This window comes from Mesorhizobium sp. M0830 (assembly GCF_040319965.1).
In the GTDB taxonomy this organism is placed as follows: Bacteria; Pseudomonadota; Alphaproteobacteria; order Rhizobiales; family Rhizobiaceae; genus Mesorhizobium.
This window is the reverse complement of the sequence record NZ_JAMYOR010000017.1, coordinates 46,737-73,485: the sequence shown is the minus strand read 5'-3', so window position 1 is coordinate 73,485 and position 26,749 is coordinate 46,737. Positions and strand designations below refer to the sequence as shown.

Annotated in this window: 24 protein-coding genes and 1 pseudogene; 10 read left to right on the top strand and 15 right to left on the bottom strand. The window is 61.7% G+C overall.

Annotation, left to right across the window (positions count from 1 at the left end; all coding sequences use genetic code 11):
• The first annotated feature begins 49 nt into the window (after window positions 1-49).
• Window positions 50-1,633: a DEAD/DEAH box helicase gene (locus NKI20_RS13145; RefSeq protein ID WP_031260221.1), complete on the top strand. Its 1,584-nt coding sequence runs from the start codon at window positions 50-52 to the stop codon at window positions 1,631-1,633.
• Window positions 1,634-1,698: 65 nt separating this feature from the next.
• Here the strand turns inward: NKI20_RS13145 and NKI20_RS13140 are convergent.
• The 9 genes and pseudogenes from NKI20_RS13140 to NKI20_RS13100 form a co-directional block, all read right to left on the bottom strand.
• Window positions 1,699-1,938: pseudogene (locus NKI20_RS13140) on the bottom strand (LysR substrate-binding domain-containing protein); the annotation flags it as partial.
• Window positions 1,907-2,815: an ankyrin repeat domain-containing protein gene (locus NKI20_RS13135; protein ID WP_031260222.1), complete on the bottom strand. Its 909-nt coding sequence runs from the start codon at window positions 2,813-2,815 to the stop codon at window positions 1,907-1,909. The gene NKI20_RS13135 and the pseudogene NKI20_RS13140, both read right to left, overlap by 32 nt.
• A 259-nt stretch (window positions 2,816-3,074) precedes the next feature.
• A complete protein-coding gene (locus tag NKI20_RS13130) occupies window positions 3,075-3,680 on the bottom strand; it encodes a hypothetical protein (protein ID WP_023759375.1) in 606 nt (201 codons plus the stop codon).
• A gap of 244 nt (window positions 3,681-3,924) precedes the next feature.
• Window positions 3,925-4,575: a YiaD family glycine zipper/OmpA-like lipoprotein gene (locus NKI20_RS13125; RefSeq protein WP_352602494.1), complete on the bottom strand. Its 651-nt coding sequence runs from the start codon at window positions 4,573-4,575 to the stop codon at window positions 3,925-3,927.
• 174 nt (window positions 4,576-4,749) lie between these two features.
• A complete protein-coding gene (locus NKI20_RS13120; protein ID WP_352726714.1) occupies window positions 4,750-5,118 on the bottom strand; it encodes a GFA family protein in 369 nt (122 codons plus the stop codon).
• A 171-nt stretch (window positions 5,119-5,289) separates the two neighbouring features.
• Window positions 5,290-5,667 (bottom strand): hypothetical protein, encoded by a 378-nt coding sequence (locus NKI20_RS13115; protein WP_023759378.1) that lies wholly within the window; start codon window positions 5,665-5,667, stop codon window positions 5,290-5,292.
• Between the two features lie 439 nt (window positions 5,668-6,106).
• Window positions 6,107-7,238 (bottom strand): peptide chain release factor 2 gene (gene prfB / locus NKI20_RS13110; RefSeq protein WP_156938544.1). Its coding sequence is split into 2 segments (ribosomal slippage): window positions 6,107-7,171 and window positions 7,173-7,238, totalling 1,131 coding nucleotides; the frame shifts between segments, so codons are not numbered across the junction.
• Between the two features lie 119 nt (window positions 7,239-7,357).
• Entirely contained in the window at window positions 7,358-9,814 is a 2,457-nt protein-coding gene (locus NKI20_RS13105; protein WP_352831050.1) for a penicillin-binding protein 1A, read from the bottom strand.
• A 211-nt stretch (window positions 9,815-10,025) separates the two neighbouring features.
• Window positions 10,026-11,288, bottom strand: a complete 1,263-nt coding sequence (locus NKI20_RS13100) for an N-acetylmuramoyl-L-alanine amidase (RefSeq protein ID WP_352831048.1) — start codon at window positions 11,286-11,288, stop codon at window positions 10,026-10,028.
• 653 nt (window positions 11,289-11,941) lie between these two features.
• Between NKI20_RS13100 and NKI20_RS13095 the strand changes: the two genes are divergently transcribed.
• The gene (locus NKI20_RS13095) at window positions 11,942-14,845 is read left to right on the top strand and encodes an Rne/Rng family ribonuclease (RefSeq protein ID WP_352831046.1); all 2,904 of its coding nucleotides are present in this window, start codon (window positions 11,942-11,944) and stop codon (window positions 14,843-14,845) included.
• 109 nt (window positions 14,846-14,954) lie between these two features.
• Here NKI20_RS13095 and NKI20_RS13090 read toward each other — a convergent pair whose 3' ends face one another.
• From NKI20_RS13090 to NKI20_RS13080, 3 genes are all read right to left on the bottom strand, one after another.
• On the bottom strand, window positions 14,955-15,233 hold the full coding sequence (locus NKI20_RS13090) for a hypothetical protein (RefSeq protein ID WP_156938545.1): 279 nt from the start codon (window positions 15,231-15,233) through the stop codon (window positions 14,955-14,957).
• A 383-nt stretch (window positions 15,234-15,616) separates the two neighbouring features.
• A complete protein-coding gene (locus NKI20_RS13085; RefSeq protein WP_352831044.1) occupies window positions 15,617-16,564 on the bottom strand; it encodes a glutaminase in 948 nt (315 codons plus the stop codon).
• A 4-nt stretch (window positions 16,565-16,568) separates the two neighbouring features.
• On the bottom strand, window positions 16,569-17,717 hold the full coding sequence (locus NKI20_RS13080) for a pyridoxal phosphate-dependent aminotransferase (protein ID WP_352831042.1): 1,149 nt from the start codon (window positions 17,715-17,717) through the stop codon (window positions 16,569-16,571).
• A 146-nt stretch (window positions 17,718-17,863) separates the two neighbouring features.
• Between NKI20_RS13080 and NKI20_RS13075 the strand changes: the two genes are divergently transcribed.
• The 6 genes from NKI20_RS13075 (at window position 17,864) to aat (ending at window position 23,180) form a co-directional block, all read left to right on the top strand.
• Window positions 17,864-19,258: a M48 family metalloprotease gene (locus NKI20_RS13075; RefSeq protein ID WP_352831040.1), complete on the top strand. Its 1,395-nt coding sequence runs from the start codon at window positions 17,864-17,866 to the stop codon at window positions 19,256-19,258.
• 60 nt (window positions 19,259-19,318) lie between these two features.
• Window positions 19,319-20,122 carry a DsbA family protein gene (locus NKI20_RS13070; protein WP_352831038.1) on the top strand — a complete coding sequence of 268 codons (804 nt, stop codon included), beginning with the start codon at window positions 19,319-19,321 and terminating at the stop codon, window positions 20,120-20,122.
• 151 nt (window positions 20,123-20,273) lie between these two features.
• Complete coding sequence (gene aroQ, locus NKI20_RS13065) at window positions 20,274-20,708, top strand: type II 3-dehydroquinate dehydratase (protein WP_023759389.1); 435 nt, start codon at window positions 20,274-20,276, stop codon at window positions 20,706-20,708.
• Window positions 20,709-20,734: 26 nt separating this feature from the next.
• A complete protein-coding gene (gene accB / locus NKI20_RS13060; RefSeq protein WP_352831036.1) occupies window positions 20,735-21,196 on the top strand; it encodes an acetyl-CoA carboxylase biotin carboxyl carrier protein in 462 nt (153 codons plus the stop codon).
• Between the two features lie 10 nt (window positions 21,197-21,206).
• Window positions 21,207-22,550 (top strand): acetyl-CoA carboxylase biotin carboxylase subunit, encoded by a 1,344-nt coding sequence (gene accC, locus NKI20_RS13055; RefSeq protein ID WP_023759391.1) that lies wholly within the window; start codon window positions 21,207-21,209, stop codon window positions 22,548-22,550.
• Between the two features lie 12 nt (window positions 22,551-22,562).
• Complete coding sequence (aat, locus tag NKI20_RS13050) at window positions 22,563-23,180, top strand: leucyl/phenylalanyl-tRNA--protein transferase (protein WP_352831034.1); 618 nt, start codon at window positions 22,563-22,565, stop codon at window positions 23,178-23,180.
• Here aat and NKI20_RS13045 read toward each other — a convergent pair.
• The 3 genes from NKI20_RS13045 to NKI20_RS13035 all read right to left on the bottom strand — a co-directional run bounded on the left by NKI20_RS13045 (window position 23,171) and on the right by NKI20_RS13035 (window position 24,784).
• Complete coding sequence (locus NKI20_RS13045) at window positions 23,171-23,563, bottom strand: hypothetical protein (protein ID WP_352602510.1); 393 nt, start codon at window positions 23,561-23,563, stop codon at window positions 23,171-23,173. The two genes, aat and NKI20_RS13045, sit on opposite strands and share 10 nt — an antisense overlap.
• A 75-nt stretch (window positions 23,564-23,638) precedes the next feature.
• On the bottom strand, window positions 23,639-24,262 hold the full coding sequence (locus NKI20_RS13040) for a DUF2155 domain-containing protein (RefSeq protein WP_352602512.1): 624 nt from the start codon (window positions 24,260-24,262) through the stop codon (window positions 23,639-23,641).
• A gap of 123 nt (window positions 24,263-24,385) precedes the next feature.
• A complete protein-coding gene (locus NKI20_RS13035; RefSeq protein WP_023759395.1) occupies window positions 24,386-24,784 on the bottom strand; it encodes an NADH:ubiquinone oxidoreductase subunit NDUFA12 in 399 nt (132 codons plus the stop codon).
• A gap of 227 nt (window positions 24,785-25,011) precedes the next feature.
• Between NKI20_RS13035 and panB the strand changes: the two genes are divergently transcribed.
• Both panB and panC read left to right on the top strand, forming a co-directional pair.
• On the top strand, window positions 25,012-25,854 hold the full coding sequence (panB, locus tag NKI20_RS13030) for a 3-methyl-2-oxobutanoate hydroxymethyltransferase (RefSeq protein WP_352831031.1): 843 nt from the start codon (window positions 25,012-25,014) through the stop codon (window positions 25,852-25,854).
• Window positions 25,851-26,702 (top strand): pantoate--beta-alanine ligase, encoded by an 852-nt coding sequence (panC, locus tag NKI20_RS13025; RefSeq protein ID WP_352831029.1) that lies wholly within the window; start codon window positions 25,851-25,853, stop codon window positions 26,700-26,702. The genes panB and panC overlap by 4 nt, the downstream gene beginning before the upstream one ends.
• The last annotated feature ends 47 nt before the right edge of the window (window positions 26,703-26,749 follow it).

Sequence of the window (26,749 nt, the reverse complement as noted above, 5' to 3'; positions counted from 1 at the left end):
GCCGTTAGACGCCGTTGCGCTTCCCCGAACCAGCCAAAGACAGCAACAATTGTCCTCAGACACCACGACCGCTCCAGAAGCGTTGACCTTTTCAGACCTAGGCCTGTCGCCGAAGGTTCTTTCCGCAGTCACCGACGCCGGCTACACGCAGCCGACGCCGATACAGTCTGGTGCCATTCCGCACGCGCTTCTCGGCAAGGACGTGCTGGGCATTGCCCAGACCGGCACCGGCAAGACGGCATCCTTCGTGCTGCCGATGCTCACAAGACTGGAAAAGGGCCGCGCCCGTGCCCGCATGCCGCGCACGCTCATTCTCGAGCCGACACGTGAGCTTGCCGCGCAGGTCGAGGAAAACTTCGTCAAATACGGCAAGAACCACAAGCTCAACATCGCGCTCTTGATTGGCGGCGTGTCGTTCGACGAACAGGACAAGAAGCTGGAGCGCGGCGCCGACGTGCTGATCGCGACGCCCGGCCGCCTGCTCGATCACCGTGAGCGTGGCAAGCTGTTGCTCAATGGCGTCGAGATCCTTGTTATCGACGAAGCGGACCGCATGCTCGACATGGGCTTCATCCCCGACATCGAGCGCATTTGCGAGATGATCCCGTTCACTAGGCAGACGCTGTTCTTCTCGGCGACGATGCCGCCGGAGATCACCAAGCTCACCGAAAAATTCCTGCATGCGCCGGTGCGCGTCGAGGTCTCGAAGGCCGCGTCCGCAGCGACCAACATCATCCAGCGCCTGGTCAAGTCCGGCTCCAAGCCATGGGACAAGCGCGAGACCTTGCGCAATTTGATCAAGGCAGAGGATGCGGAGCTGAAGAACGCCATCATCTTCTGCAACCGCAAGGTGGAAGTGTCGGAACTGTTCCGCTCGCTGCTGAAGTATGATTTCGACGCCGGCGCGCTGCATGGCGACATGGACCAGCGCGCGCGCATGCAGATGCTGGCCAATTTCCGCGATGGCAAGCTGCGCTACCTGGTCGCCTCCGACGTCGCCGCGCGCGGTCTCGACATCCCCGATGTCAGCCACGTCTTCAATTACGATGTGCCGATCCATGCCGAGGACTACGTTCACCGCATCGGCCGCACCGGACGCGCCGGGCGCTCTGGAAAATCCTTCACCATCGCGACCAAGTCGGACACCAAGTACATCGACGCCATCGAGCGGCTGATCGGCAACAAGATCGAGTGGCATGATGGCGACCTGTCGACAGTGGTCGCCAGCGAAGGCGAGGACGATGCTCCGCGCCGCGGCAAAGGCGCGCCGCGCCGTGCCGGCCGCAAGGACGACGAACGCAAGGACAGGGGCGACCGCAAACCACGCGAACGCCACGCCAGGCACAGTGAAGAACCGGCACCGGAAACGGTCCGCGAGGATCAGCCCGATGTGGCCGAGGGCGCGGTCGCCGACATCGGCGAACGCCGCTCGCGCAAGGACGCGATCCGGTCGGAAAACACCGAGCGCAAATCATCCGATCGCAACGAGCAGCGCGCACCGGAACGCGGCGACACCAGGCCGCAGCGCGACAGCAACCGCCCTGCCCGCCAACGCCACCAGGAAGACAACGACTCCACCGTCGGCTTCGGCGATGACATGCCAGCCTTCATGAAGATCGTCGCCAAGGTCTGATACGACAGCGCTGCGCGTCCTCTTGGACGCGCAAAAGCAGCCGTTTGCGCTGGAATCGGCAATTTGCCGATTCGTATCGCCAGATCGGCACCGAGATCGACAAATCCATCGGAAAGCTGGAGGTCAACCTCGACCCGAGGATAGGTCCGCATGTAATCCGCGATGACCCGTACGAGGAAATCCGGACCGAACAGAACTGGTGCGCTCACGCGCAGGATGCCTGACGGCTCCGATCGCTGGTTGCGGATTGCAGTGCTCGCCAGACAGCAGCAATCAATTGTCGGGAAGCGGCAGCGGTGTGTCACTCAAGGTCCGCAGGTAAGCGATGAGGTCAGCTCGCTGCTTCTCGTCCTGCAGACCCGGGAAAATCATATCTGTTCCGGGCAAAGCGAATGCCGGATTTGAGATAAAAGAATTGAGGTCCTCAAAGGTCCAAGTGCCGCCGGCTTCCTTTATAGCTGACGAATACGGGACATCGCTTTGTGAGGCCTTCGGCCGCCCTACGACGCCCCACAGATTAACCCGTTTGGGAATCTTAAGGTTCGGCGATGCAAGATGACAAGCCCCGCACGTTCCGTCGAAAATTTCCTTGCCTGATTCAGCGCTTGCCGATGCAAGTCGAGCCGAAATCGGCGCAACGGCCGGTCGTCCGGCGCCATGACTGCGCAAGTAGGCCACGATGTCATCGTGACCCCTGAGCTTAGCCAAATGTATGGGCGGATTTCCATTCGATGTCAGTGCGTTGACCTCTGCCCCGGCGTCCACAAGATGAATGACGCATTGAAGGCAGCCATTTTCGGCAGCCACGTGCAGCGGCGTCTGCGCTTTCGCCACCTGATTTGGATCGGCCCCATTGTCGAGCAACAGCTTCACAATCTCGGCGTGCCCAGCCTTGTTGGCGGCATAGAGTGGCGTTCTTTGCCAGCTGACGGGCAGGTTGACGTCCGCGCCACGATTGATCAGAAGTTTGGCTAACTCGACATTTCCGCCTTCGCAGGCGATGTAGAGCGCCGTAACGCCGTCAATTTCGTTGACAGCGGCGCCTTTGTCCAAGGCGGAAGCCACCGCCGCGACGTCGCCATTCCTGACAAGATCACCTAAGTTGCTCGCGTGGGCGGGCAGTGTAAAAAGGCAAAGGACGCATGAAGCTCTTGTCACCCACATGCGTCCTCGCTTGATCATTGTATCCTCCCTGAAGAGAGTTCCATGACGGGTTGATCTAGAACAAGAGCTTGCTGGTGGTGACACGGCTAGCCGAGAATGGCCGCTTTCGCCTCGGAAGCAGACATGTTGATCCAACCATGCCCGTTTATGAATTCACGCCCTAAAGCGTGTCGCGTCCGAACGGATTCAGGCAACCCGCTTTAGGTCTTTGTGTCATGCATGTCGTTGTCCCATAACCGAGGTTGGGCGACATGCATTAGCCAGCCTGGCTCGCCCGTCACATCGGTCCAGGCATCATCTTGGTCGGCTTCTCCAGCATCGGAAATTCGGCCTTACTGCATTTCACGTTCGGGTTCGTCGGACTGAACATCCCGTTCGGGTTGTCCGTCAGCCAGGCGTGAAGATCATAGTGCACGAACTCCCGCGGGATGAGCGGATAGTGCCCCTCCATCGGTCCCATGAAGGTTTGGCCGAAAAGCTTCGGAGGTTCCTTGATGTCTGGCGTCAGAGGCACCAGCCATTCCGCACCCACCAGGCGCAAACCCTTCTTGGTCGGTTCGTAAATGAGCACATTGGGGTGCATCGGGTCGAGTTTTTGGCCGACACTCGGGACGTTGACGAAATGGATACCCATGGCGCCTTTCGGGTAATCCATCGCACCCGCTATCTTTTCGCCGCTGTAGTAGACGCAGCCGACTGTCGACAGATAAAGATCGCGGACGGCTGCGGTGTAGTCTTCATATTTGGCGAGCGACTTTTTCAAGGCATCGATGTCGGCCTTGTTGGCGTCCTCGGCCCGCGCCGTAGCGACGCCCAACCATGCGCTCATCAGGCCTGTTAAAGCAAGGACGCCGCAGCGCCCAAGACTGGCTGTTCTTGGCATGCATTCCTCCCAGATTTTCTCATCTGGCCGTGCAAGACCCGAGGCGGAAAAATTTCTGAGTGCGCGGCCAGTTGCACCGCCTCATCCCCTACGGAACGGCAATTACGCTATTCCTTTCCGTGGTTGCGGGGAAGTTTTTATTTAGCATAAACTAATGTTCTGGCGCGAATCCGAAGAGCGCCCTTAACAGCCCAAACAAAAACGGCCCCAACGCGGGGCCGCTTCGCATTCCTCGCCGAACAGATCAGGTAAGCGGCGACAGCTGGATTTCGACGCGGCGGTTCTGGGCGCGCCCTTCGGCCGTAGCGTTCGATGCGACCGGACGCGTCTTGCCGAAACCGGTGACGGCGAAGCGGCGCTGATCGACGCCTTGGCCGGACAAATAGTTGGCGACCGCCAGGGCGCGGCGCTGTGACAGGTCGAAATTGTGCTGATCCCCACCAGTCGAATCGGTGTGGCCGAACACATCGACCGTGGTCTGCTTGAACTTCTTCAGCACCAGCGCGACTGAATTCAGCACTTGGTAGAAGCCGGGCTTCACTGCGTCCTGATCCGTATTGAAGGTGATATCGGAGGGCATGTTGAGGATGATCTGGTCGCCGCTACGGGTAACGCTGACGCCGGTGCCCTCGAGCTGCCGGCGCAGTTCGGCTTCGTTCTGGTCCATTGTGGCGCCGATGGCGCCACCGGCGAGCGCACCGATGCCCGCGCCGATCAGCGCGTTGCGGCGGTCATTGCCGCCAGCAAGCAGGCCAAGGCTGGCACCCGCCAGGGCGCCAAGTCCAGCGCCGGCTGCGGTGTTGGAAATCTTCTGGTCGCCTGTATACGGATCAGTGGTGGTGCAGGCACTCACGAGCACAGCCGTCGCCACGACGACGAGCACAGTCTTTTTCATAGATGGTCCCTCTCCAAGTCACGCCTTGCGGTGGCGCCAAATCAGCCCTTCCGGCGACTTGTACCATGAATTGCGGCGAAAAGCGGAACGGCAAAAACGCCGCCCACGGCTTTTCCGGGGATCAATACCCCGGCGAAGGCGCCGCATCGCCACGCCGGGGTGGCCTGAATTAGGCTACCAGAGATTCTTGCCATCGATGACCACCACTTCGACCTTGTCCAGATCGAAATCATCGAACAGCCGCGAATTGACGCTGATCTTGGGATTCTCGAAATTTGGCTCGCCCGTCGACCAGTCCGGCGTTTCCGTGAAGGTGCCGCAGCCGCAGGTGGCGCAAAACCCATGCTTTACCGTTTTCGACCCCCACCGGTAGAAAGAAACGTTCTCCATCGGGCTGGTGAGCTTAAATTGCGATGGAATGTAGTAGGCCCAGAGCGAGCCGCGTTTCGAGCAGAACGAACAGGTGCATTGCGTCACAGTCTGCGGTGCCTGCGAAACCTCGAACGTCGTCGCCTTGCAATGACAGCTTGCCTTAATGGTCATCAACGAATTCCTCTCCATTGCCCGCCACCTATGCGGCAAAGGCAGCACAAAGAGGTGCTCCTGACAACCGTCGTCATCATGCGTCCACCGAAGCACGAATGCCCGGGCTGCGGGCATAGACAAGCTCCGGCAACAGCCTGCCCGTTACACGCGGCCGCGGATGTCGTGTCGTCAATAAGAGCGAGGCGGCACGAACAGGCAGATTGTCTTGCCGGCGTCGAGACCGGCCTGATGCGCGCACCAGTGGAACTCACCATCCGGGCTATCCTTGACGCGCTTGTCGCTCATGGGAACAACCTCACCCGTGCCGGCGATGACATATCCCTCGGGTTTTTCCAACACTTCGCCAGTATGAGCCGTACGACAATCGTAGTTGGCGCAGCATGCGAATGGGTAACTCCAGCCTAGTGGCTTTGCCGCTGTCGGTGTGGCGTCATGCGCAAAGGCAGGTGCCGTCAGCATTGCGATTGCGGCAATTGCGAACAGGGAAAACAAGAGTCGGCCGGCCGGTTCAGCGGCATGGGCCGATCTGGAAGTGGCAGCAGACATGGAAGCGTTCCTTTCAAACGAGCATCAAGCAGTTGGCTTGCCCGTTCCCGGAACGTGTCTTCCCAGCGGCCAGATCGTCAGCTTGCAGATATGCCGCGCCCGGCCATAAATGCTTTTTGTCTCCCCTCAATGCCGTGATGGTGAGCGCAAATGTGAGTCGGCGCAAGAAATTGCTGCGTTCACGAGTACCGCGGCGCATGCCAACCAATCATCCGCTACCGACCGCTGAAATCAACTTCCCGGCAAACAGGTGTCGAATAAACGGGATCGGTGCCGTGTGGTTCCAGCCTATGGCTGGTTGGCGATCACATGCTCTTGATATTGAGGCAGGCCGTCGGCATTCTCTCCTCGTCCTGGGGCGCAGGGTTCGGGTCCATCAGCACCGGCAGCGCATGAGCCGCCGTTTGCAGGCCGGCCTCACCTGAATATGAGCATACCCTTAGTCCAGGTCCGCCACTGCTTCGCCGGCACCGCCTTCGATGCGCTGCGACAATGAGGCCTCCATGAAATCGTCGAGGTCGCCATCGAGCACGCTCGACGGGCTGGTGCTCTCGACGCCGGTGCGAAGATCCTTCACCAACTGATAGGGCTGCAGCACATAGGAGCGTATCTGGTGACCCCAGCCAATATCGCTCTTCGAGGCTTCGGTGGCGTTTGCAACCGCCTCGCGCTTCTTCAGCTCCTCCTCATAGAGGCGCGAGCGCAGCATTTCCCAAGCCTTGGCCTTGTTCTTATGTTGCGAACGTTCGGCCTGGCAGGCGACAGCGATGCCTGTCGCAAGGTGGGTGATGCGCACCGCGGAGTCGGTGGTGTTGACGTGCTGGCCGCCGGAGCCGGACGAGCGATAGGTATCAATGCGAACATCGGATTCGGAAACGTCGATCTCGATCGTGTCGTCGATGACCGGATAGACCCAGACGCTGGCGAAGGACGTATGCCGACGTGCGTTGCTGTCATAGGGCGAAATACGCACTAACCGATGCACACCGGATTCGGTCTTCATCCAGCCATAGGCGTTGTGGCCCTTGATCATCAACGTGGCGGACTTGATGCCGGCCTCTTCGCCGTCATGCACCTCCAGGACCTCGACCTTGAAGCGGCGCCGCTCGGCCCAGCGCGTGTACATGCGCAGCAGCATCGACGCCCAATCCTGGCTTTCGGTGCCGCCGGCGCCGGCATGGATTTCGAGATAAGTGTCGTTGGCGTCGGCTTCACCCGACAGCAGCGTCTCAACCTGGCGGGCCTTCGCTTCGCCCTGCATCGAACGGAGCGCGGCTTCGGCTTCGGCGATCACGCCCTCGTCGCCCTCTTCCTCGCCGAGTTCGATCAGGCCGATATTGTCTTCCAGCGCCTGCGTCAGCCCTCTCACCGAGGCGATGCCTTCTTCGAGGCTCTGGCGTTCGCGCATCAGTTTCTGCGCTTCCAGCGGTTCGTTCCAGAGACTGGCGTCCTCGGCGCGCACATTGAGGTATTCAAGCCGTTTTATGGCCTGATCCCAGTCAAAGATGCCTCCTCAGCAGGGTGATCGCCTGCCTGATCTCGTCGACAATATTCTGCGTTTCCGCGCGCATGGCTGGCTGTTCTGTCCTGTGTTTGCTGAAATCGGTCGGCGCGATACATAGGGAGGCCGCCGCCGGCTGTAAAGCAAAATGGGCTGGCGCAAGGCCAGCCCACCCGCCCATGAAAGTCGTCAGTAGAGGCCGCCGCCGCCGGACTGGATGGCTTGATTGGCCTGTGGCGACAGCGCGCCACCTGTGGCATTTGAGCCGTCGGCGCCCATGCCGATCACCCAATAGCTGTCAGCAGGACCGGTACCCGGCTTGAAGGCTTCCGTGATGGTGCCGGGATCACCCGCTGCGGCGCGCATGCCGGTCTTGCGATTGATGGCGACCAGACTCATGCCGTCCGGAACCTTGAAGTCGACATTGGGCGTGCCATCCAGCGCCACCCGCATGAAGTCCTTGAAGATAGGTGCTGCAAGACCACCGCCGGTGGCGCCATGACCAAGGCCGCGCGGCGTGTCGTAGCCCATGTAGAGACCGACGACGAGATTGGGCGTGTAACCGATGAACCAGGCGTCCTTCTCGTCGTTGGTCGTTCCGGTCTTGCCGGCGATGTGGCGGCCGAGTTCGCCGATGGTGGCGCCGGTGCCACGCTGCACGACGCCTTCCATCATCGAGGTGATCTGGTAGGCGGTCATCGGATCGAGCACCTGCTCGGAGTTGTCGACCAGTTCCGGCTCGGGCTGGTTCTGCCATTCGGTCGCATTGCACCCCTGGCAGCCACGTTCGTCCTGCTTGAACACCGTCTTGCCGTAGCGGTCCTGGATGCGGTCGATGAGCGACGGTTTGATCGACTTGCCGCCATTAGCCATGATCGAATAGGCCGACACCATACGCATCACGGTCGTTTCGCCGGAGCCCAGCGCCATCGGCAGATAGGGGGCCAGATGGTCGTAGACACCAAAGCGCTCGGCATATTCGACGACCAGCTTCATGCCCATGTCATTGGCAAGCCGCACCGTCATGAGATTGCGCGACTTCTCGATGCCGGAGCGCAGGGTCGCCGGGCCCGCGACGGTGCCGTCGTAGTTCTTCGGCGTCCAGGTCGTGTTGCCGCTCTGGATGGTGATCGGTCCGTCCATGATCACCGAGGCCGGCGTATAGCCATTGTCGAGAGCCGCCGAATAGACGATCGGCTTGAACGAGGAGCCCGGCTGGCGCATGGCTTGCGTCGCGCGGTTGAATTCGGACTGAGCGTAGGAGAAGCCGCCGACCATGGCCAGCACCCGGCCGGTATGCGGATCCATGGCGATCAGGCCGCCTTCCACTTCGGGGACCTGGCGCAGGCTGTAGGCGCTATCGGAGCCATCGTTCTTCTGCACGAAGATGACGTCGCCCGGTTTCAACACCTCTGCCGGCGACTTGGCCTTGACGGTCTTGCCGTCGACCACATGGCGCATGGCAAAACCCATGTCCTCCTTGCTGACGGTGCCTTCGACGCGTTCCTTGGCGATCTCGCCCGACGCCTGGCGCGCTGGCTGAAGGCCGATCGACAGACCGGTCGCCGAACTGTCGAGCACGACGGCGAGCGACCATTCCGGAACATCCTCCAGCCCCTTGACGCTGCCCAGCGGCACGCCCCAGTCGCCGGACACGTCGATTGACGTCACCGGCCCGCGATAACCGCGCAGGGTGTCATATTTCATCAACCCGTTCTGCATCGACTTGCGGGCAATGAGCTGGATCTTCGGATCAAGGGTGGTGCGGACGGAAAGGCCGCCCTCGTAGAGCGCATTCTCGCCGTAACGGGCAATGATCTGGCGGCGCACCTCTTCGGTGAAGTACTCGCCGGCAAACAGATAGTTGCCGTTCCGGCGCGGCGTCACGCCCAGCGGCTCGGCCTTGGCCTTGGCACCTTCCTCACGCGTGACATAGCCATTCTCGACCATCTGGTCGATGACCCAGTTGCGGCGCTCCAGCGCGCGATCGGTATGCTTGAAGGGGTGATAATTGTTCGGACCCTTCGGCAGGGATGCCAGATAGGCGGCCTCGGCCACGCTGAGCTCGTTGACCGACTTGTCGAAATAGGTCAGCGCCGCACCGGCGACGCCGTAGGCGCCGAAGCCGAAGAAGATTTCGTTCAGGTAGAGTTCGAGAATGCGGTCTTTGGGATAGGCCTGCTCGATGCGGAAGGCGAGGATCATCTCCTTGATCTTGCGCTCGTAGGTCTGGTCCGAGGACAACAGGAAGTTCTTCGCCACCTGCTGGGTGATCGTCGAGGCGCCGACCTGGCGCCTGCCGGAGCCGAGATTCTGCAGGTTGACGATGATGGCCCGGCCGAGACCGGTCACGTCGATGCCGGGGTGATTGTAGAAGTTCTTGTCTTCCGCGGACAGGAAGGCCGCCTTGACGCGATCCGGTATGGCCTGGATGGGCAGATACAGGCGCCGTTCGCGGGCATATTCGGCCATCAGCGCACCATCCGACGAATGGATGCGGGTGGTCACCGGCGGCTCGTATTTGGCCAGCACCTCGTAGTCGGGCAGATCCTTCGACAAGTGGCCAATGTAGATCGCAACGCCCGCCGCGACCAGAAGGGCCAGCGTCGTGCCGATGCCGAAAAAATAGCCAATAAGACGAATCATACCCGCTCCAGTCCTTGGTTCGGGAATTTCCTAAACGAAGCCGCCTTTCGCGCAAGCATTCGAGCCGGTCCCAATCCGTAATCGAAAACCCTTGTCGCCACCATGTGGGCAAAATACGGCAATGCCGGATTTCGCGGCCCCGAGCCGGAAATAAAAGCACCGGTGTTGTCGTGGCGCCACGCCGCCTCTGGTTGCAGAGCCGCCGGACATGTCAGCCTCCGGCCCTTGCTCCGGCTTTGGCTGAAGCGAAAAGCGCTACGGCGTTGGTTATGCTCTGGGCCGCCTTGCCGCGCCAGTCGGCGTTGAGCAGCTGGGCCTCGTCCTTGGCGTTCGAGAGGTAACCGAGTTCAACCAGCACGGACGGCACATCGGGTGCCTTCAGCACCTTGAAGCCCGCCGAACGCTGCGGATTGTTTATGAGCCCGACGCTGGTCGACAGCTGGCCGACCAGCGTGTGAGCGAAACTCATCGAGAAATTGTGCGTTTCGCGACGGATCAGGTCGATCAGGATGTCGGTGACTTCCTTGCTGTCGTTCTTGATCTCCATGCCGGCGAACTGGTCGGAGAGGTTCTCACGGTCGGCAAGCGCCTGCGCCTCGGGATCGGAAGCCTTGTCGGAGACGGTGTAGACAGTGGCGCCGCGGATGCCCTTGACGCTGATTGTGTCGGCATGGATGGAAATGAGGAGGTCGGCCTCGTGCTGGCGGGCAATGCGCACGCGATCGTCCAGACGCAGGAATTCGTCGGTGTCGCGCGTCATGAACACATCGTAATTGCCGACGGCGGCTAGTTTGTCGCGCAACTCCGTGGCGAAGGCCAACGTCACGTTTTTCTCGATGGTGCCGTTCAGGCCCTCGGCGCCGCCGTCGATGCCGCCATGACCTGGATCGATGACGATGGTGAAGCGATGGCCCGGATTGGAGACCGGTCCAGTGCCGACCCGCTCGCCCTTGTCGGTCGAAACCGTCGATCCGGTAGTCAGCGCCTGATTGGCAAGTGCGGCATCGAATTCGCGCTCGGAAGCCGCCGACATGTCGATGGCAATGCGGTAGCCGGTTCCGTCCTCGTTCTTGAGCACATCGAGCTTGTCGACGGCGAAGGGCCCCTTGCCGGTGACGATCAGCCGCGAAACGCCCTTCCCGAGATCGCCCAGACGTACGCCCTTGACCAGGCCGCGTGGCTTCAAATCCTTGGCGTCAATGGCGAATCTCGTATTCGCTAGGTCGATGACAAGGCGGTTGGGACCGCGCAGCAGGAACCATTTGATATCGGGCTCGCGGTCGAAATCCATGACGATCCGCATCTTGGTGGCGTTGCCCGCCATCTTGTAGCCTTTTGCCACGGCCGGAGCGTCGGCGGCTTGGGCAATCGAGGAAAAGGCAGACGAGATCGTCAGCAGCAGCAAGAAACAGAAAGTGGCCAGAATCCGGCTGCCGACACGACATCCCTTGTCTGTGAAGTCTGCCGGTCCCATCTTTCGTCCAGTCGCTCCCGGTTTGGCGCCAGGCGCCTAGTCGTTTCGTCGAAGTGCCGGTTAGGCCGCGAACTCGATTAACGATTGGTATCCAGAGAAGGTTAACCAAGCCTTTTCATGCAAGGGTCGAACCAGACTTACGCAACGGAACTGCTTTTTGCCGGCATCGGAAATCGGGGTTGCCTTCCACCCCGCCAAATCATAAAAGCGATGGTGGATCACTGCAATCCTGGAACCGCCCTCCTCCGCAGCTTCCTGCTACAGGGTCAGATGAAAAAGGCGGCTCCTTTCGCTTCACGCGAAAAGGCTCCAGGTGATCGCGACGAATTTCGCAGGTGTGCGCCCGTGGCGGGGGAATCGCCTGCGTGAGGAAAACGGCCGGGTTTGTTCCCGTGCCGGCTCTGTATGAGCAAACAAGCTGGTCCGGTTCGTCCGGGCTTTGGTTCAAAAGGTTCTGCTGGTGACGATGGCTTCAAGCGCAATCATGGAAAGGTCCGCATCAAACCGCGCCAGTATGGCTGCGGGCGGCACCGCCATGGCGCTCAAGCGGCGGCCGGCGGACGTTAAGATATCCGGCACCCACACTCCAGACACGCAGCAGCAGGCATTGCCTCGCAAGCTGCGGCTGACGGCTGCCGGGGGGAAACGAAATAATGCCCAACAAAATGCTGATAGACGCCTCCCACCCGGAGGAAACACGCGTTGTCGTCGTTCGCGGTAACCGTATTGAAGAATTCGACTTTGAATCCCAGGACAAGAAGCAGCTTAAAGGAAACATCTACCTAGCCCGCGTAACGCGCGTAGAGCCCTCCCTTCAGGCAGCCTTTGTCGAATATGGCGGGAACCGTCACGGTTTTCTCGCCTTTAGTGAAATTCACCCCGACTACTACCAGATTCCGGTCGCCGATCGTCAGGCACTGCTGCGCGCGGAAGCGCAGGAGGCCGAGGACGAGGAGAATGAGGACGGCGATGGCGAAGATCGCCAGAGCCGCGATCGTGGACGGCGCGGCCGTCGGCGCGGCGGCAAGACACGCGACCGTGGTGAGCACAAGCGCGATGCAGCCGAATCCGGCGAGGCAAGCGAAGCTGCCGGGGCAAGCGAAGATAACGACAATGGCGCCGACGCTGTTGTCGAGGACATCTCCCACACCTCCGAGATCATCGAACATGCGGCCGATACGTCGGAACATGCCGATGCGTCCGGACATGAAGAAGCTGAGCAGGACGAAGGCGAAACCCGCGAAGGCGGTCCGACATCGATCGCAGCCTCCGTCGAAGCCGATGTGATTTCCGAATCCGTCCCGCAGGCCGAACAAAACAGCGAAGCTACGTCAGGCGACAGTGATCGCGGCATGCTGGAAGAAGTGCAGTCCTCGCATCCGGATGATCATGAGATCGAATCGGTCGGTGCCGAGGATGCGCTGGAAGAAGTGCGCAACCGGCGCAAGCCGGTGCGCCGCCAGTACAAGATCCAGGAAGTGATCAAGCGCCGGCAGATCCTGCTTGTGCAAGTCGTCAAGGAAGAGCGCGGCAACAAGGGCGCGGCGCTGACCACCTATCTTTCGCTTGCCGGCCGCTATTCGGTGCTGATGCCGAACACGGCGCGCGGCGGCGGCATTTCGCGCAAGATCACCAGCGCGGTCGACCGCAAGCGCCTCAAGGAGGTCGTTGCCGATCTCGAAGTGCCGCAGGGCATGGGCGTCATCCTGCGCACCGCCGGCGAGAGCCGTACCAAGGCGGAGATCAAGCGCGATTACGAATATCTGATGCGGCTTTGGGAAAATGTCCGCAGCCTCACCTTGCAGTCAACGGCGCCTGCCCTGGTCTATGAGGAAGGCAGTCTGATCAAGCGTTCGGTGCGCGACCTCTACAACAAGGATATCGACGAGATTCTTGTCTCCGGCGAGGAAGGCTATCGCGAGGCCAAGGACTTCATGCGCATGCTGATGCCGAGCCACGCCAAGGTGGTTCAGCCTTTCCGCGACACGACGCCGATCTTCGTGCGCAACGGCATCGAGGCGCAACTCGACCGCATGCTGCAGCCGCAGGTGACGCTGAAGAGCGGCGGCTACATCATCATCAACCAGACCGAGGCGCTGGTTGCCATCGACGTCAATTCGGGCCGCTCCACCAAGGAGCACTCGATCGAGGACACCGCGCTCCACACCAATTTGGAGGCCGCCGAGGAAGTCGCACGCCAGCTCAGGCTGCGCGATCTCGCCGGCCTGATCGTCATCGACTTCATCGACATGGAGGAGAACCGCAACAACCGCTCCGTCGAGAAGCGGCTGAAGGATCACCTCAAGAACGATCGCGCGCGCATCCAGGTCGGCCGTATCTCGCATTTCGGTCTGATGGAGATGTCACGCCAGCGCATCCGCGCCAGCGTGCTGGAATCGACCATGAAGCCCTGCCCGCATTGCGGCGGCACCGGCCATGTGCGGTCCGATTCGTCGGTAGCGCTGATGGTGGTGCGGGCAATCGAGGAGTTCCTGCTCAAGGATTCGCGCAGCCACATCACCGTGCGGACACCGGCGGCGACCGCGCTCTACGTGCTCAACCACAAGCGCGGCACGCTTGTGGAACTCGAAAGCCGCTTTGGGCTGACGATCACCATCGAGGCCGACGACTCCGTCGGCGCGCAGCACTATGCGATCTTCCGCGGCGCGCTGGCCGAGAAGCCGGAAGGCTTTGTCGAGGCGCGCAGCTTCCCGGCCTATGTCGAGCCGGAAGAGCCCGAGGACGAGATTGTCGTCGTCGAGGAAGACGATGAGGCGCCGGTGCAGGCCGAACAGCCACGCCCGCAGCCGCAGCAACAACCCCGACCCGCTGCCGGCGGTGAGGAAGGCGAAGGCCGTGACCGCAAGCGTCGCAAGCGCCGCAGACGTCGCGGCGGCAAGGATCGCGACCGCGAACATGGCGCGCCAACGGACGGCGCTGTCATTTCCGCCCCAGCCGGCGAGTTCTCAGAATCCGCCGCCAGCGACAGTGACGCGGAAGCGGGCGATAACGCCCCTCTCGGTGTTGCCGAAACGGCTGAAACTTCGGATGAAGGCCAAGGCAAGAAGCGGCGGCGCGGCAAGCGCGGCGGCAAACGCAACCGCCGCGAAGACGGCGAAGGCGAGGCCGAGGCAAGCACTGGCGAAACTGCCGACGCGTCTGAAGGCGAAGTCTCGGTAACCGAGGCCAGCGAACCTCTGGTCGCCGCACCGGTCGAAGAGCCGGCGGCGCTTGCTCCGGCCAATGACGACGCGCCCAGCACCGAGAAGCCGAAGAAGCCACGTCGTGCCGCCAAGCCGAAGAAGGCCGCGGCCGAGGTCGTCGCGGAGGAGCCGGCTGCCGAGGCGGAAGCACCGGTCGAGACGCCGGCCACTGCGTCAGACGAGGCCATTGCCGTCGAGCAGGCACCGAAGGCCCGCCCGTCGCGGCGCAAGCCGGCCGCCGTCAATGCGCCGGTTGTGCCGGTGGTGTCCTCGACCGTAGCCGAAGAAGCGGCGGCGAAAACCGAGGACAAGCCGAAGCGTGCAGGCTGGTGGCAGCGAAAAGGGTTTTTCTAAGCCTTTCAGTCGCTTGAAGTGATTTTCTGACAAATAAATCCCGCGCTGCTTCGAAAGACGGCGCGGGATTTTTGGTAGCGAGGGGCGGCGCCCCTGGTTCCTCGTTGACCTATCTGTTCTTGCCCGGCAGGTCCGACGTGGTCGTCGTTGAGCAGTTATTACAGTCGGTTTCGCCCTGTTTCACCTGACCATGTGGTCCTGAAGTCGTGGTTGTCGTTGTCGTCGTGCCACTGTTGTCCGGGTTGGCGCTGTCATTTGTTTTTCCGCCATTTCCCTGTCCGGATGTGGTTGACGTATCGCTGTCAAATCCATTCTTCACGGCAGACGCGGGAGCGGACGCTGCGAGCGCGAGTGCCAAAGCCGCCGCGAAAGTAAGGAGCGCTTTCATCTCTTCCTCCACTGAGAAGCCTAAAGGCGACGCATCTTTTTTGAGAGGCCGCATTTTTTTCTGAGGCAGAGGCACGTGAGAGGCAGAGGCACGGCCTGATGCCGCAAAGAACTATATGAGACCCTTCCAGCGAAGGGGGCCATTCTCCGTTCGATAGTATATGGTCAATGGCCCGGAACTGATCGAACGATATATGTCGTTCGGGTTAGACGGTGCCGCGGCAGGCGCTGTGGGCACTCGCCGGCAAATCCAAGATTCTGAACTGACCCACTACCGAATTTTTCACATCTGGCGTTCCGATCCGCCGCGAGATGCTAAAGCGCTTCTTTGATTCTACGCATGTCGTTGTCCCAAAACCGCTGCGCACTTTTGGGCGACACGCATCAAGGCGCGAAGATCGACCAGTTCATCATCCTGGCCAACTTTTCCAGCGCGATCGATCCCAGCTTGGAATTGCCGTTGGCGTTGAGACCGGGCGACCAGACGGCAAGCGACGCCACGCCCGGGACGATGCCCAATATGCCGCCGCCGACGCCGCTCTTGCCGGGAATGCCGACGCGGAAGGCGAAGTCACCGGAGCCGTCATAGTGGCCACAGGTTAGCATCATGGCGCCGATGCGTCGCGCCCGCTCGGCCGACACCACGGAATGCCCGGTCGCCGGATTCTTGCCGCCATTGGCCAGGAAGCGGCCGGCCAGCGCCAGTTGCCGGCAGCTCATGGCGATGGCGCAATGATGGAAATAGACGCCCAGCGCCAGCTCCGGCGCATGGTGGAGATTGCCGAAGGATTTCATGTAGTTGGCGAGCGCGAAGTTACGATAGCCGGTGGCGCGTTCGGACGCGGCGACCTCGCGGTCGATGATGATCGTTTCGTCATCGGCGAGGAACTGGACGAAGCGCAGGATTTCGCCGATCGCTTCGCGCGGCTCGTGGCCGGCGAGCAGGATGTCAGAAATGACGATGGCGCCGGCATTGATGAACGGATTGCGCGGAATGCCGTTCTCGTGCTCGAGTTGGACGATCGAGTTGAACGGATTGCCCGAAGGCTCGCGCCCGACCCTTTGCCACAGCGCGTCGCCGATATTGCCGAGTGCCAGTGTCAGGGTGAACACTTTCGAGATGCTCTGGATCGAAAAGGCCTGTTCGGCATCGCCCGCCATCAACACGCGGCCGTCATTGGTGACAGCCGCGATGCCGAACTTCTTCGGATCGACCTTGCCCAGTTGCGGAATATAGGACGCGACGTCGCCACGATCGGTGCGTTCCGCCATTTCGGCGGCGACTTCGGCCAATGCCTGGTCAAGTTTCGGGGCCTGTTCGAGCTCCGGCATGGCGCTACCTCAACCAGCGTTCAATGCGCGCCATCGCTTCGACCATGTCGTCATGGCTGCCGGCATAGGAAAAGCGCATGGTCCGATGTCCCGCCTGGGTATCGAAGTCGCGACCGGGGGTTGCCGCGACATGCGCCTCAGCCAGCATCTTTCGCGCGAAGGCCATGCTGTCATTGGTGTGCCGGGTGACATCGCAAAAGGCATAGAAGGCGCCGTCCATCGGGGCTGCCAGCGGAAAGCCGAGCTCAGGCAGGCGTCTCATCAAGAGCTCGCGATTCCAGGCGTAGCGGGCCTTCACCGCTTCCAGCTCCTCGGTCGCCTTGAACGCCTCGATCGCTGCGATCTGCGACAGTTCCGGCGGCGAGATGTAGAGGCTCTGGGCGACACGCTCGACCGGCCGCACAAGATCTTCGGGCAGCACCATCCAGCCGATACGCCAGCCGGTCATGCAGTAGTATTTGGAGAAGGAATTGATCACCGTCACGCTATCCCCATAGGCGAGCGCCGTGGTGTCGGGAGCGGCGTAGGCCAGCCGGTGGTAGATCTCGTCCGAGATCACGGCGATACCAAGTTCCTCGGCGGTCCGTACCAGCGCCGCCAGGTCATCGGCCGGTATGACCGCGCCGGTCGGATTGGCCGGACTGGCGAACAGAACGCCTTTCAGCGGTTTCTCGCGATGCGCCGTTTCCAGGTGGCCGGCATGCAGGTAGGCGGCGTCGCCGAGTTCGATCTCGACCACCTCGATGCCGAGTGCTGCCATGATGTTGCGATAGGCGGGATAGCCGGGAGCCGCGATGGCGACGCGATCGCCCGGATCGAACATTGCCAGGAAAGCGAGGTTGAAAGCGGCCGACGATCCCGTGGTCACCGCGATCCGGCCGGGCTCGATGGCGAGCCCATAGTGATCGGCGTAGTGTTCGGCGATCGCCTCGCGCAAACCTGCCAGTCCCAGCGCGTCGGTGTAGCCGATGCGTCCGTCCTGCAAGGCCTTGGCCGCAGCCGCGCGAACCAGAACCGGTGCGGGATCGGAAGGCTGCCCGACGGCCATCGAAACAACCGGCACGCCTGCTGCCTTCAGCCGGTTTGCCTCGGCCAGAATGTCCATGGCATGGAAGGGCTCGACATTGCCGCGGCGTGAGAGCGAAACTACCATTTTATCCCTGTTCCCGACGATCAAGCGCGCCAAGCCCCTGACGCATACGCCGCACAAATGCCCGATTGATGTGAGGATCACAAGTTGAGGAAGTTTCCGGCGCCGACTTTTCATCTTTCGCCCGCTCGTCTACCAGTGGAGCCATCATGTTGAGCCGACCCAGATCGACGATTGCCCGGGCAGCGCGCGTCTTCGCGACGCTTTCGCTTGGCGTTGCGGTCGCAGCGGCAAGTTCGATCAGCGCTTTCGCCCAGAACGTGCCGGTGGTGCGCGACGCCGAGATCGAAGCGCTGGTGCGCGACTATGCGCGGCCGATCTTCAGGGCGGCGGGTCTGGCAAATGACGGGATCGACATCGTTCTGGTCAACGACCAGAGCTTCAACGCCTTCGTCACCGGGCGCCGGCTGTTCATCAACACCGGTGCGCTGATGACGGCCGAGACGCCCAACGAGATCATCGGCGTCATTGCCCACGAAGCCGGCCATATCGCCGGCGGTCACCAGCAGAAACTGCGAGACCAGCTCGAACGCGCCAAGACGATGGCCATCATCGCGACGTTGCTTGGCGCCGGCGCCATGGTCGCCGGTGCGACCACCAACAGCCGCGGCCTTGCCGGCGCCGGCATGGGCGTGGCGGCCGGCGGCGGCGAGATGGCACAGCGCAGCATCCTCGCCTATCAGCGCACCGAGGAGATGACGGCCGATCGCTCGGCTATCACCTATCTCAACGCCACCGGCCAGTCCGGCATGGGCATGCTGAAGACCTTCCGCCGCTTCCAGACGGCGCTGTCGCTTTCGGGCGCGCAGGTCGATCCCTACCGGATCAGCCATCCAATGCCGCAGGACCGCATCTCCAATCTGGACGTGCTGGTGAAACAGAGCCCCAATGTCGATAGGCTGGACCCTCCCGCCCTGCAGCAGCGTCATGACATGATGCGGGTGAAGATCGCCGTCTACATGGATGGCCAGGCGGCTGCGTCGCGGCTGATGCGAAAGATGCAGGGAACACTGGCCGCACAGTATGGTGACGCTCAGTCGACCTACCTGTTCGGCAACATTGCCGCCGCCCTCGCCAAGACCAATGCATTGATCAAGGCGCAGCCGAAGAACGCCTATTTCCAGGAGCTGCGCGGCGATATCCTGATGAAGGCGAACAAGCCCAAGGATGCGGCCGAGTCCTATGCGAAGGCGGTCAGCCTCGATCCGGCGCGGTCCGGATTGCTGCCTGTCTCCCTTGGCCAGGCGCTGATGGCCGTCGGCACGCCCGACTCGCTGAAAAAGGCCGTGGTGCAGATCAACAACGGCCTCGAGCGCGACAAGGAAAATTCGGCCGGCTATCGTTATCTGGCGCAAGCCTATGGCGAGCTGGGTGATATACCGGGCGCCGAACTCGCCACCGCCGAAGGTCACTTCTATTCCGGCAACTACAAGGATGCCAAGATTTTCGCCATGCGGGCGCAGCAAGAGATGAAGCGCGGCGAGCCGCGCTGGCTTCGCGCCCAAGATATCATAAACTACAAGCCATCAACCAAGATCAAGTGAACCTTCCGGCCACGCGCTGCGACACAGCCAGGCCGGGAAACAGGTAGAAGGAACGGAACGATGAAAAAGGCACTGCTGCTGAGCACCACGGGGGTTGCGGTCGCGTTGGCCATGCTGGCTTTGGGATTCGTGGCCGGAAGCCCGCAGATTGCCAAGGCCGGCACGACGCAGCCCGTCGAGACGGTAGCGGCCGACACCAAGATCGACCGCAGCGAGGTGGAAGGCATCATCCGCGACTATCTGCTTAAGAACCCGGAAGTCCTTCTGGAGGTCCAGGACGCGCTCGAGGCCAAGCAGAAGGAAGAGCAGCGCATCGCTCATCTCGGCGTGATCAAGAACGCCAAGGACCAGATATTCAACTCCGCTTTCGATGGCGTTGTCGGCAATCCGAACGGCAAGGTCACCATCGTCGAGTTCTACGATTACAATTGCGCCTTCTGCAGACGCGCCATCGAAGACATGAGGGCGCTGACCAAGTCCGATCCGGATCTGCGCTTCGTGCTCAAGGAATTCCCGATCCTCGGACCGGATTCGCAGAAGGCGAGCGTCGTCTCGATGGCCTTTCACCTGATGCACCCGGAAAAATACGGCGAGTTCCACAATGCGCTGCTCGGCGGCCAGGGACGTGCCACCGAGGCGGCGGCCATCAAGGTCGCGCTGTCGCTCGGTGCCGACGAAGCAACGCTGCGCGAGAAAATGAAGGACCCGAGAATCACCGAGGCCTTCTCCAAGACCTACGATCTTGCCAGCAAGCTGGCGATCACCGGAACGCCGTCCTATGTCGTCGGCAACGAGGTCGTATTCGGGGCGCTTGGGCAGGAAGTGCTGGCCGAAAAGATCGAGGCGGCGAAAGCCGCCCTCTGATCTTGCTACCAACCTATTTTTCTCACGGGCACATTTCCGCCTGTTGTGGACAGTGAAAGAACGCACTTGCGCTCTTTCCGCGGGCGGGTATGCCCATTATAGAGGGCCCAGCGCGTCGACTTGATGTCAGCGCCGGAAAAGGTCGGCTTTTTTGAAAACGGTTTTCGTCCTGAACGGTCCCAATCTCAACGCGCTCGGCAAACGCGAGCCTGGCATCTATGGCGGCAAGACGCTTGCCGCCATCGCCGAAGACTGCAAGCAGGCCGGCACGGCACTTGGACTCGAAATCGATTTCCGCCAGTCGAATCACGAGGGCGACCTTGTCGACTGGATTCAGGAAGCCGGCGACAAGGCTGTCGGAATCGTCATCAATCCTGGCGCTTACAGCCATACCTCGATCGCCATCCACGACGCCATCCGCGCTATCGCGCCGTTGCCGGTGGCAGAAGTCCATCTTTCCAACATCCATGCGCGGGAACCATTCCGCCACGTCTCCATGGTCGCGCCGGTTGCCGTCGGCATGATCTGTGGCTTTGGGCCGCTCGGCTATACGCTGGCGCTGCAGGCGCTGGCCGCACGCCTATGACCGGCCAACAAACAGAAGGCTCGAAAATGTCGATAAAGAAGAACGGTGTTGACCAGCAGCTGATCCGCGATCTGGCGGGCATACTGAACGACACCAATCTCACCGAGATCGAGGTCGAACTGGGCGACCTGAAGGTGCGCGTCTCACGCCAGGCGCCCGCCGTTCACGCGATCGCAGCACCGCAGCCGGCCTATGCGCCGGCAACAGCTCAGCCAGCCGCTATGGCAGCCGCCCCAGTGGTGGCCGACGTGTCGAAGAACGCGGTCACCTCGCCCATGGTCGGCACCGCCTATCTGGCACCGTCGCCCGACGCCAAGGCGTTCATCGAAGTCGGCCAGAAGGTCAAGGAAGGCCAGACGCTGCTGATCATCGAGGCGATGAAGACGATGAACCAGATCCCCTCGCCGCGCGCCGGCACGGTGACGGCGATCCTTTTCGAGGATGCGACGCCGGTCGAATACGGTATGCCGCTCGTCGTGATCGAGTAGAGCGGACCTGATGTTCCAGAAGATTCTCATCGCCAATCGCGGCGAAATCGCCCTTCGGGTCCTGCGCGCCTGCAAGGAACTCGGCATCCAGACGGTGGTGGTGCATTCGACCGCCGATGCCGACGCCATGCATGTGCGGCTCGCCGACGAGAGCGTCTGCATTGGCCCGCCGCCATCGCGCGACAGCTATCTCAACATCCATCAGATCGTCGCGGCTTGCGAGATCACCGGCGCCGACGCAGTGCATCCGGGCTACGGCTTCCTGTCCGAGAATGCCAAGTTCGCGGACATCCTGGCTGCGCACAACATCACATTCATCGGCCCTACCGGCGACCACATTCGCATCATGGGCGACAAGATCGAGGCCAAGCGAACTGCAAAACGCCTCGGCATTCCGGTGGTGCCCGGTTCGGACGGCGCGGTCACCGATCAAAAGGAAGCCAGGCGCATTGCCGCCGAGATCGGCTATCCCGTGATCATCAAGGCATCCGCAGGCGGTGGTGGGCGCGGAATGAAGGTCGCCCTTACCGAGGCTGAACTTGAGATCGCCTTGCAGACAGCGAGCAGCGAAGCTGGAGCGGCCTTCGGCGACGATGCCGTCTACATCGAAAAGTACCTGGAAAAACCACGCCATATCGAAGTGCAGGTGTTTGGCGACGGCTTTGGCCGCGGCGTGCATTTCGGCGAGCGCGACTGCTCGCTGCAGCGTCGCCACCAGAAGGTCTGGGAGGAGGCTCCCTCACCGGCCCTAAACGCCGAAGAACGGGCTCGTATCGGCGGTATCTGTGCCAAAGCCATCGCCGATCTCGGCTATTCCGGCGCCGGCACGATCGAATTCCTCTATGAGGATGGCGAGTTCTATTTCATCGAGATGAACACGCGCCTGCAGGTCGAGCATCCGGTGACGGAAGCGATCACGGGCATCGACCTCGTGCATGAACAGATCCGCGTTGCGTCCGGCGGCGGCCTCTCGGTGAGGCAGGAGGACATCAAGTTCAACGGCCATGCCATCGAATGCCGCATCAATGCCGAAGACCCGCGTACCTTCACGCCGTCTCCCGGCACGATCACGCACTTCCACACACCGGGCGGCCTGGGCATACGCGTCGATTCCGGCGTCTATTCGGGCTATAAGATCCCGCCCTATTACGATAGCCTGATCGGCAAGCTGATCGTGCATGGGCGCAACCGCGTCGAGTGCATGATGCGCCTGCGCCGCGCGTTGGACGAATTCGTCGTCGACGGTATCAAGACGACGTTGCCGCTGTTTCGCGATCTTGTCGGCAATGCCGACATCGCCAATGGCGAGTATGATATCCATTGGCTGGAAAAATATCTGGCCGAGGAAGAGTAACGCGGAGACGCGATGACCCGTCCCTACGCGCCCGGCTATCGCATTCCCACCGACCTTCTGCTCAAGGCCTATGCGTCGGGCGTGTTCCCGATGGCCGAAAGTGCCGGCGACCCGGAAGTGTTCTGGGTACGGCCGGAGACGCGTGGCATCATACCGCTCGACCATTTCCACACACCGAAAAGCCTTAGGAAAGCGATCAAGAAGAGCCCTTTCGACATCCGTTTCGATTTCGACTTCGAAGCGACGATCGACGGTTGCGCCGAGAAGCGCGCCGAGCGCCGGTCGACCTGGATCAATGCGCCGATCCGCGAAGCCTATGTCGAACTGCATCGGATAGGGCATTGTCATTCGGTCGAGGCGTGGCGCGACGACCGGCTGGTCGGCGGCCTCTATGGTGTGTCGCTCGGCCGGGTGTTCTTTGGCGAGAGCATGTTCGCCAGGGAGACCGACGCTTCCAAGATCTGCCTTTATTTTCTCGTCGAGCGCCTGAAGGCGCGGGGCTTCGCACTACTTGATACACAGTTCACCACCGAGCACCTCAAGCGCTTCGGAGCGGTTGACGTGCCGCGCGGCAAATACGAGAAGATGCTGGCCGATGCGCTCAAGGGCCAGGCCCTATTCTACCCCTGACGATTAGCCCCGACTTCGATCGGCGTCTGCGCATGGAACATCATCTTCCAGCCATTGGCGCGATGGACGTAGCCAGTGCTGACCAGCGCCGCGTAAGGCTCCCCGTTCTCACGTGTCGCGTGCGCCTCGTAAGTCAGCATGACGATGTCGCTGCCCGGCTCGATAATTCCCTTGAGGTCGATGTTCAGATCGCGCCAGCGATTGGGTTTGGTTGCGGTCTTGGCGAGATCGGCATTGTCCATCGCCTTTGCCATCTGCGGAAATGCTACAAGGCATTCGGTGTCGGCATTGGCGGCATAATAGGCCGCGTCGCCTGTCCAGAACCCCTTTTCGAGCTCAAGCAATTCTGCCTTGCTGGCCGTGATGCGCTTGCTGGCTGACATCGGAAGATCCTCCTTACGCATAGATGCGCAGTCTTCCGTGGCCCAACGCTTGGTGATCGGGACGGTTCCGGAGGATCAGTTGGCGTCGGTCGAATCGGGATCCGAAGTGTCCGGCTCAGTCACATCCGGTTCTGTCACATCCGGCGCTGTCAGGTCCTGCTCTGTCGCGTCCGGGGTTGCCGCAGGTTTCGGCTTGGCTGCGGCGGGCTTCGAAGCGTCGGCTTTGGTGGCGTCAGCCTTGGCGCCGTCGGGCGCCGGGACATCCGACTTCTGTTTGCATTCCTTCAGCCAGACGTCGTAGACGGCATGCTCGACGGCGTTGAGGCCGGGGCTTTCGGCAAACATCCAACCGGTGAAGATGCGGCGGATCTTGCGGTCGAGCGTGATCTCGTCGACCTCGACGAAGGAATCCGTCCTCGGCTCTTCGTTCTGCGGCCGCGAATAGCAAACGCGTGGCGTCACCTGCAAGGCACCGAATTGCACTGTCTCGTCGATATAGACATCGAAGGTGATGATGCGGCCGGTGATCTTATCGATGCCGGCGAACTCGGCGACGGGATTGGTGACCCGCTCCGACGCCGCGGGCGGTGCCGGCGCCGGTGCGGCGGGTTCAGGCGAGGCGGCAAACGCCACCGTGCCAACGCCAAGACCGGCGGCTAGTATCATACCGCCCATCGATGTCAGGTTGAAAAAGCTCATGCAATGGTACCGGTGGTTCGCGCCCGGGCGACACTATCGATCGCCAAGGCTAGTCGCCGTCTTCTGATCAGCAAGCAGCTAAACACCAATTGTGGCGATAAAGGACCGTCCTGCACCCTATAGCTACGATCCAGGTGTCCAGGCGTCGTAGTCGCCAGTAACCTGCGGGCGATGCTGATTGGTCAGCACCGAGCCCTTCGGGCGATAGGCAGCTGGGCTGCCGGTCAGGTTGGGCTGATGAGGCTTCTGCCAGTCGCGCGGCTTGTAGTCTTCGCTTGCCGGCGCGACATCGACGCGGTGATGGATCCAGCCGTGCCAGCCGGGCGGTATGGCTGAGGCCTCCGAATAGTTGCGGTAGATGACCCAGCGGCGCGTGCGGCCTTCCGAATCGATACCGCCTTCGTAATAGACATTGCCTGCTTCGTCCTGGCCGACCTTCTTGCCATGCCGCCAGGTGTGCAGGCGCGTTCCCAGCGTCTGGCTGTTCCACCAGGTGAAAAACTGCGTCAGGAAAGTCTTCATCTTTAGAACCCTCGCGCCGGCAGGCCGTTTCCTGCTTATGGCGTCAGCCCTTGGCGAAGGCAAGGCTTTTGCCACGGGGAACGCCCAATTGGCTTGCCAAAACGCGACACAAGCCGCTGATCTCCTCCGTCGCGGGATGCGCGCTTGCCAAGCCGTTGCGGTCTTTCTAAAGCTCTGCGCGCGCCTTGCGGGTATCCAAGCCGGCAGCAGGCCAAAGGAGGTGAAGATTGGCCACGGAATTGCCGACCACCGACATCCGCATCAGCGCCGAGCTGATTCGCCGCCGCAAGGGCGGCACGCCGATCGTCTGCCTGACCGCCTACACCTACCCCATCGCCCGTCTGCTCGACGACCATGTCGATCTGCTTCTGGTTGGCGACAGCGTCGCCATGGTGCTGTACGGGCACAAGACGACGCTGGGAGCCTCGCTCGAGATGATGATCGCGCATGGGCAAGCGGTCATGCGCGGTTCGGTCAAGGCCTGCGTCGTCGTCGACCTGCCGGCTGGCAGCTATGAGGATTCTACGGTGCAAGCCGTCGCTTCGGCGCGACGCGTTGTTGACGAGACCGGCTGCCAAGCGGTGAAACTCGAAGGTGGCGTCGACATGTTCGGGCAGATCGCGGCCATCGTCGCCGCCGGCATTCCGGTCATGGGACATATCGGCCTGCAGCCACAATCCGTCGAAAAGGACGGCGGCTACAAGATCAAGGGCCGCACCGAGGAGGCTGTTGCGGCTTTGCTTCGCGATGCGCTTGCCGTCGAAAGCGCCGGCGCCTTCTCTGTCGTCATCGAAGGAACGGTCGAGACGGTCGCCGCCGATATCACCGGCCGCATCGCCATTCCCACCATCGGCATCGGCGCTAGCGGCGACTGCGACGGCCAGATCCTGGTCATCGACGACATGGTCGGGCTCACCGTCGACCGGGTGCCGAAATTCGTCAAGGAATACGCCGATCTGCGCAGCGTGATCTCGCATGCCGCTGAAACCTATGCCGCGGAGGTGCGAAGCCGGGCATTCCCCGGCCCCGGACATGTCTTTTCGGCGACAAACAGCAGGGACGACACATGAGCCGGCCACTCGTTGTCGACAGCGTCGCCGCACTTCGCGCGCAAATCCGCGACTGGCGGCACGACGGTCTTCGCGTCGCCATGGTGCCGACCATGGGCGCACTGCATGACGGGCACATCTCGCTGGTGAAAATCGCGCTGGAGAGAGCCGAGCGCTGCGTCGTGTCGATCTTTGTCAACCCGACACAGTTCGCGCCGACCGAAGACCTCGACAAGTACCCACGCCAGCTCGCCCGCGACCTCGATCGGCTCGGAATGGCGAGGGCCGACCTTGCCTTCACGCCGACGGTTGGCGAGATGTATCCCTCCGGCTTCGTCACGAGAATCTCGGTCGGCGGCCCCTCGGCCGGGCTCGAAGCGGACTTTCGGCCGACCTTTTTCGACGGCGTCGCCACCGTGGTGGCAAAGCTCTTGCTGCAGGCAACGCCCGACTATGCGATCTTCGGCGAGAAGGACTACCAGCAGCTTTGCGTCGTCAGGCAGCTCTGCCGAGACCTCGACCTGCCCGTCGAAATCATCGGCGCACCGACGATCCGCGACGCGTATGGTCTCGCCATGTCGTCACGCAATGCCTATCTCGACGAGACCGAACTGAGGATCGCCCGCCAGTTCAACGTGACATTGCGCGACACTGCAGCGGCCCTGGCGGCAGGCGCCGGCCAGAGCCACGCAACCGAAGAGGCCAGCCGTGCCCTGATCGCGGCCGGTTTCCAGAAGGTCGATTATGTCGAGGCACGCGAAAGTCTGACGCTCGCGCCATGGCGTCGAAACCGTCAAGGCCGCCTGCTCGCAGCGGCCTGGCTCGGCGAGACCAGGCTGATCGACAATGTGGAGATCCCCTCTACATAGCTCGATGCGAAGTCCTGCTGCTTCGGCGCGGCGGTTTTCTGGCCGCG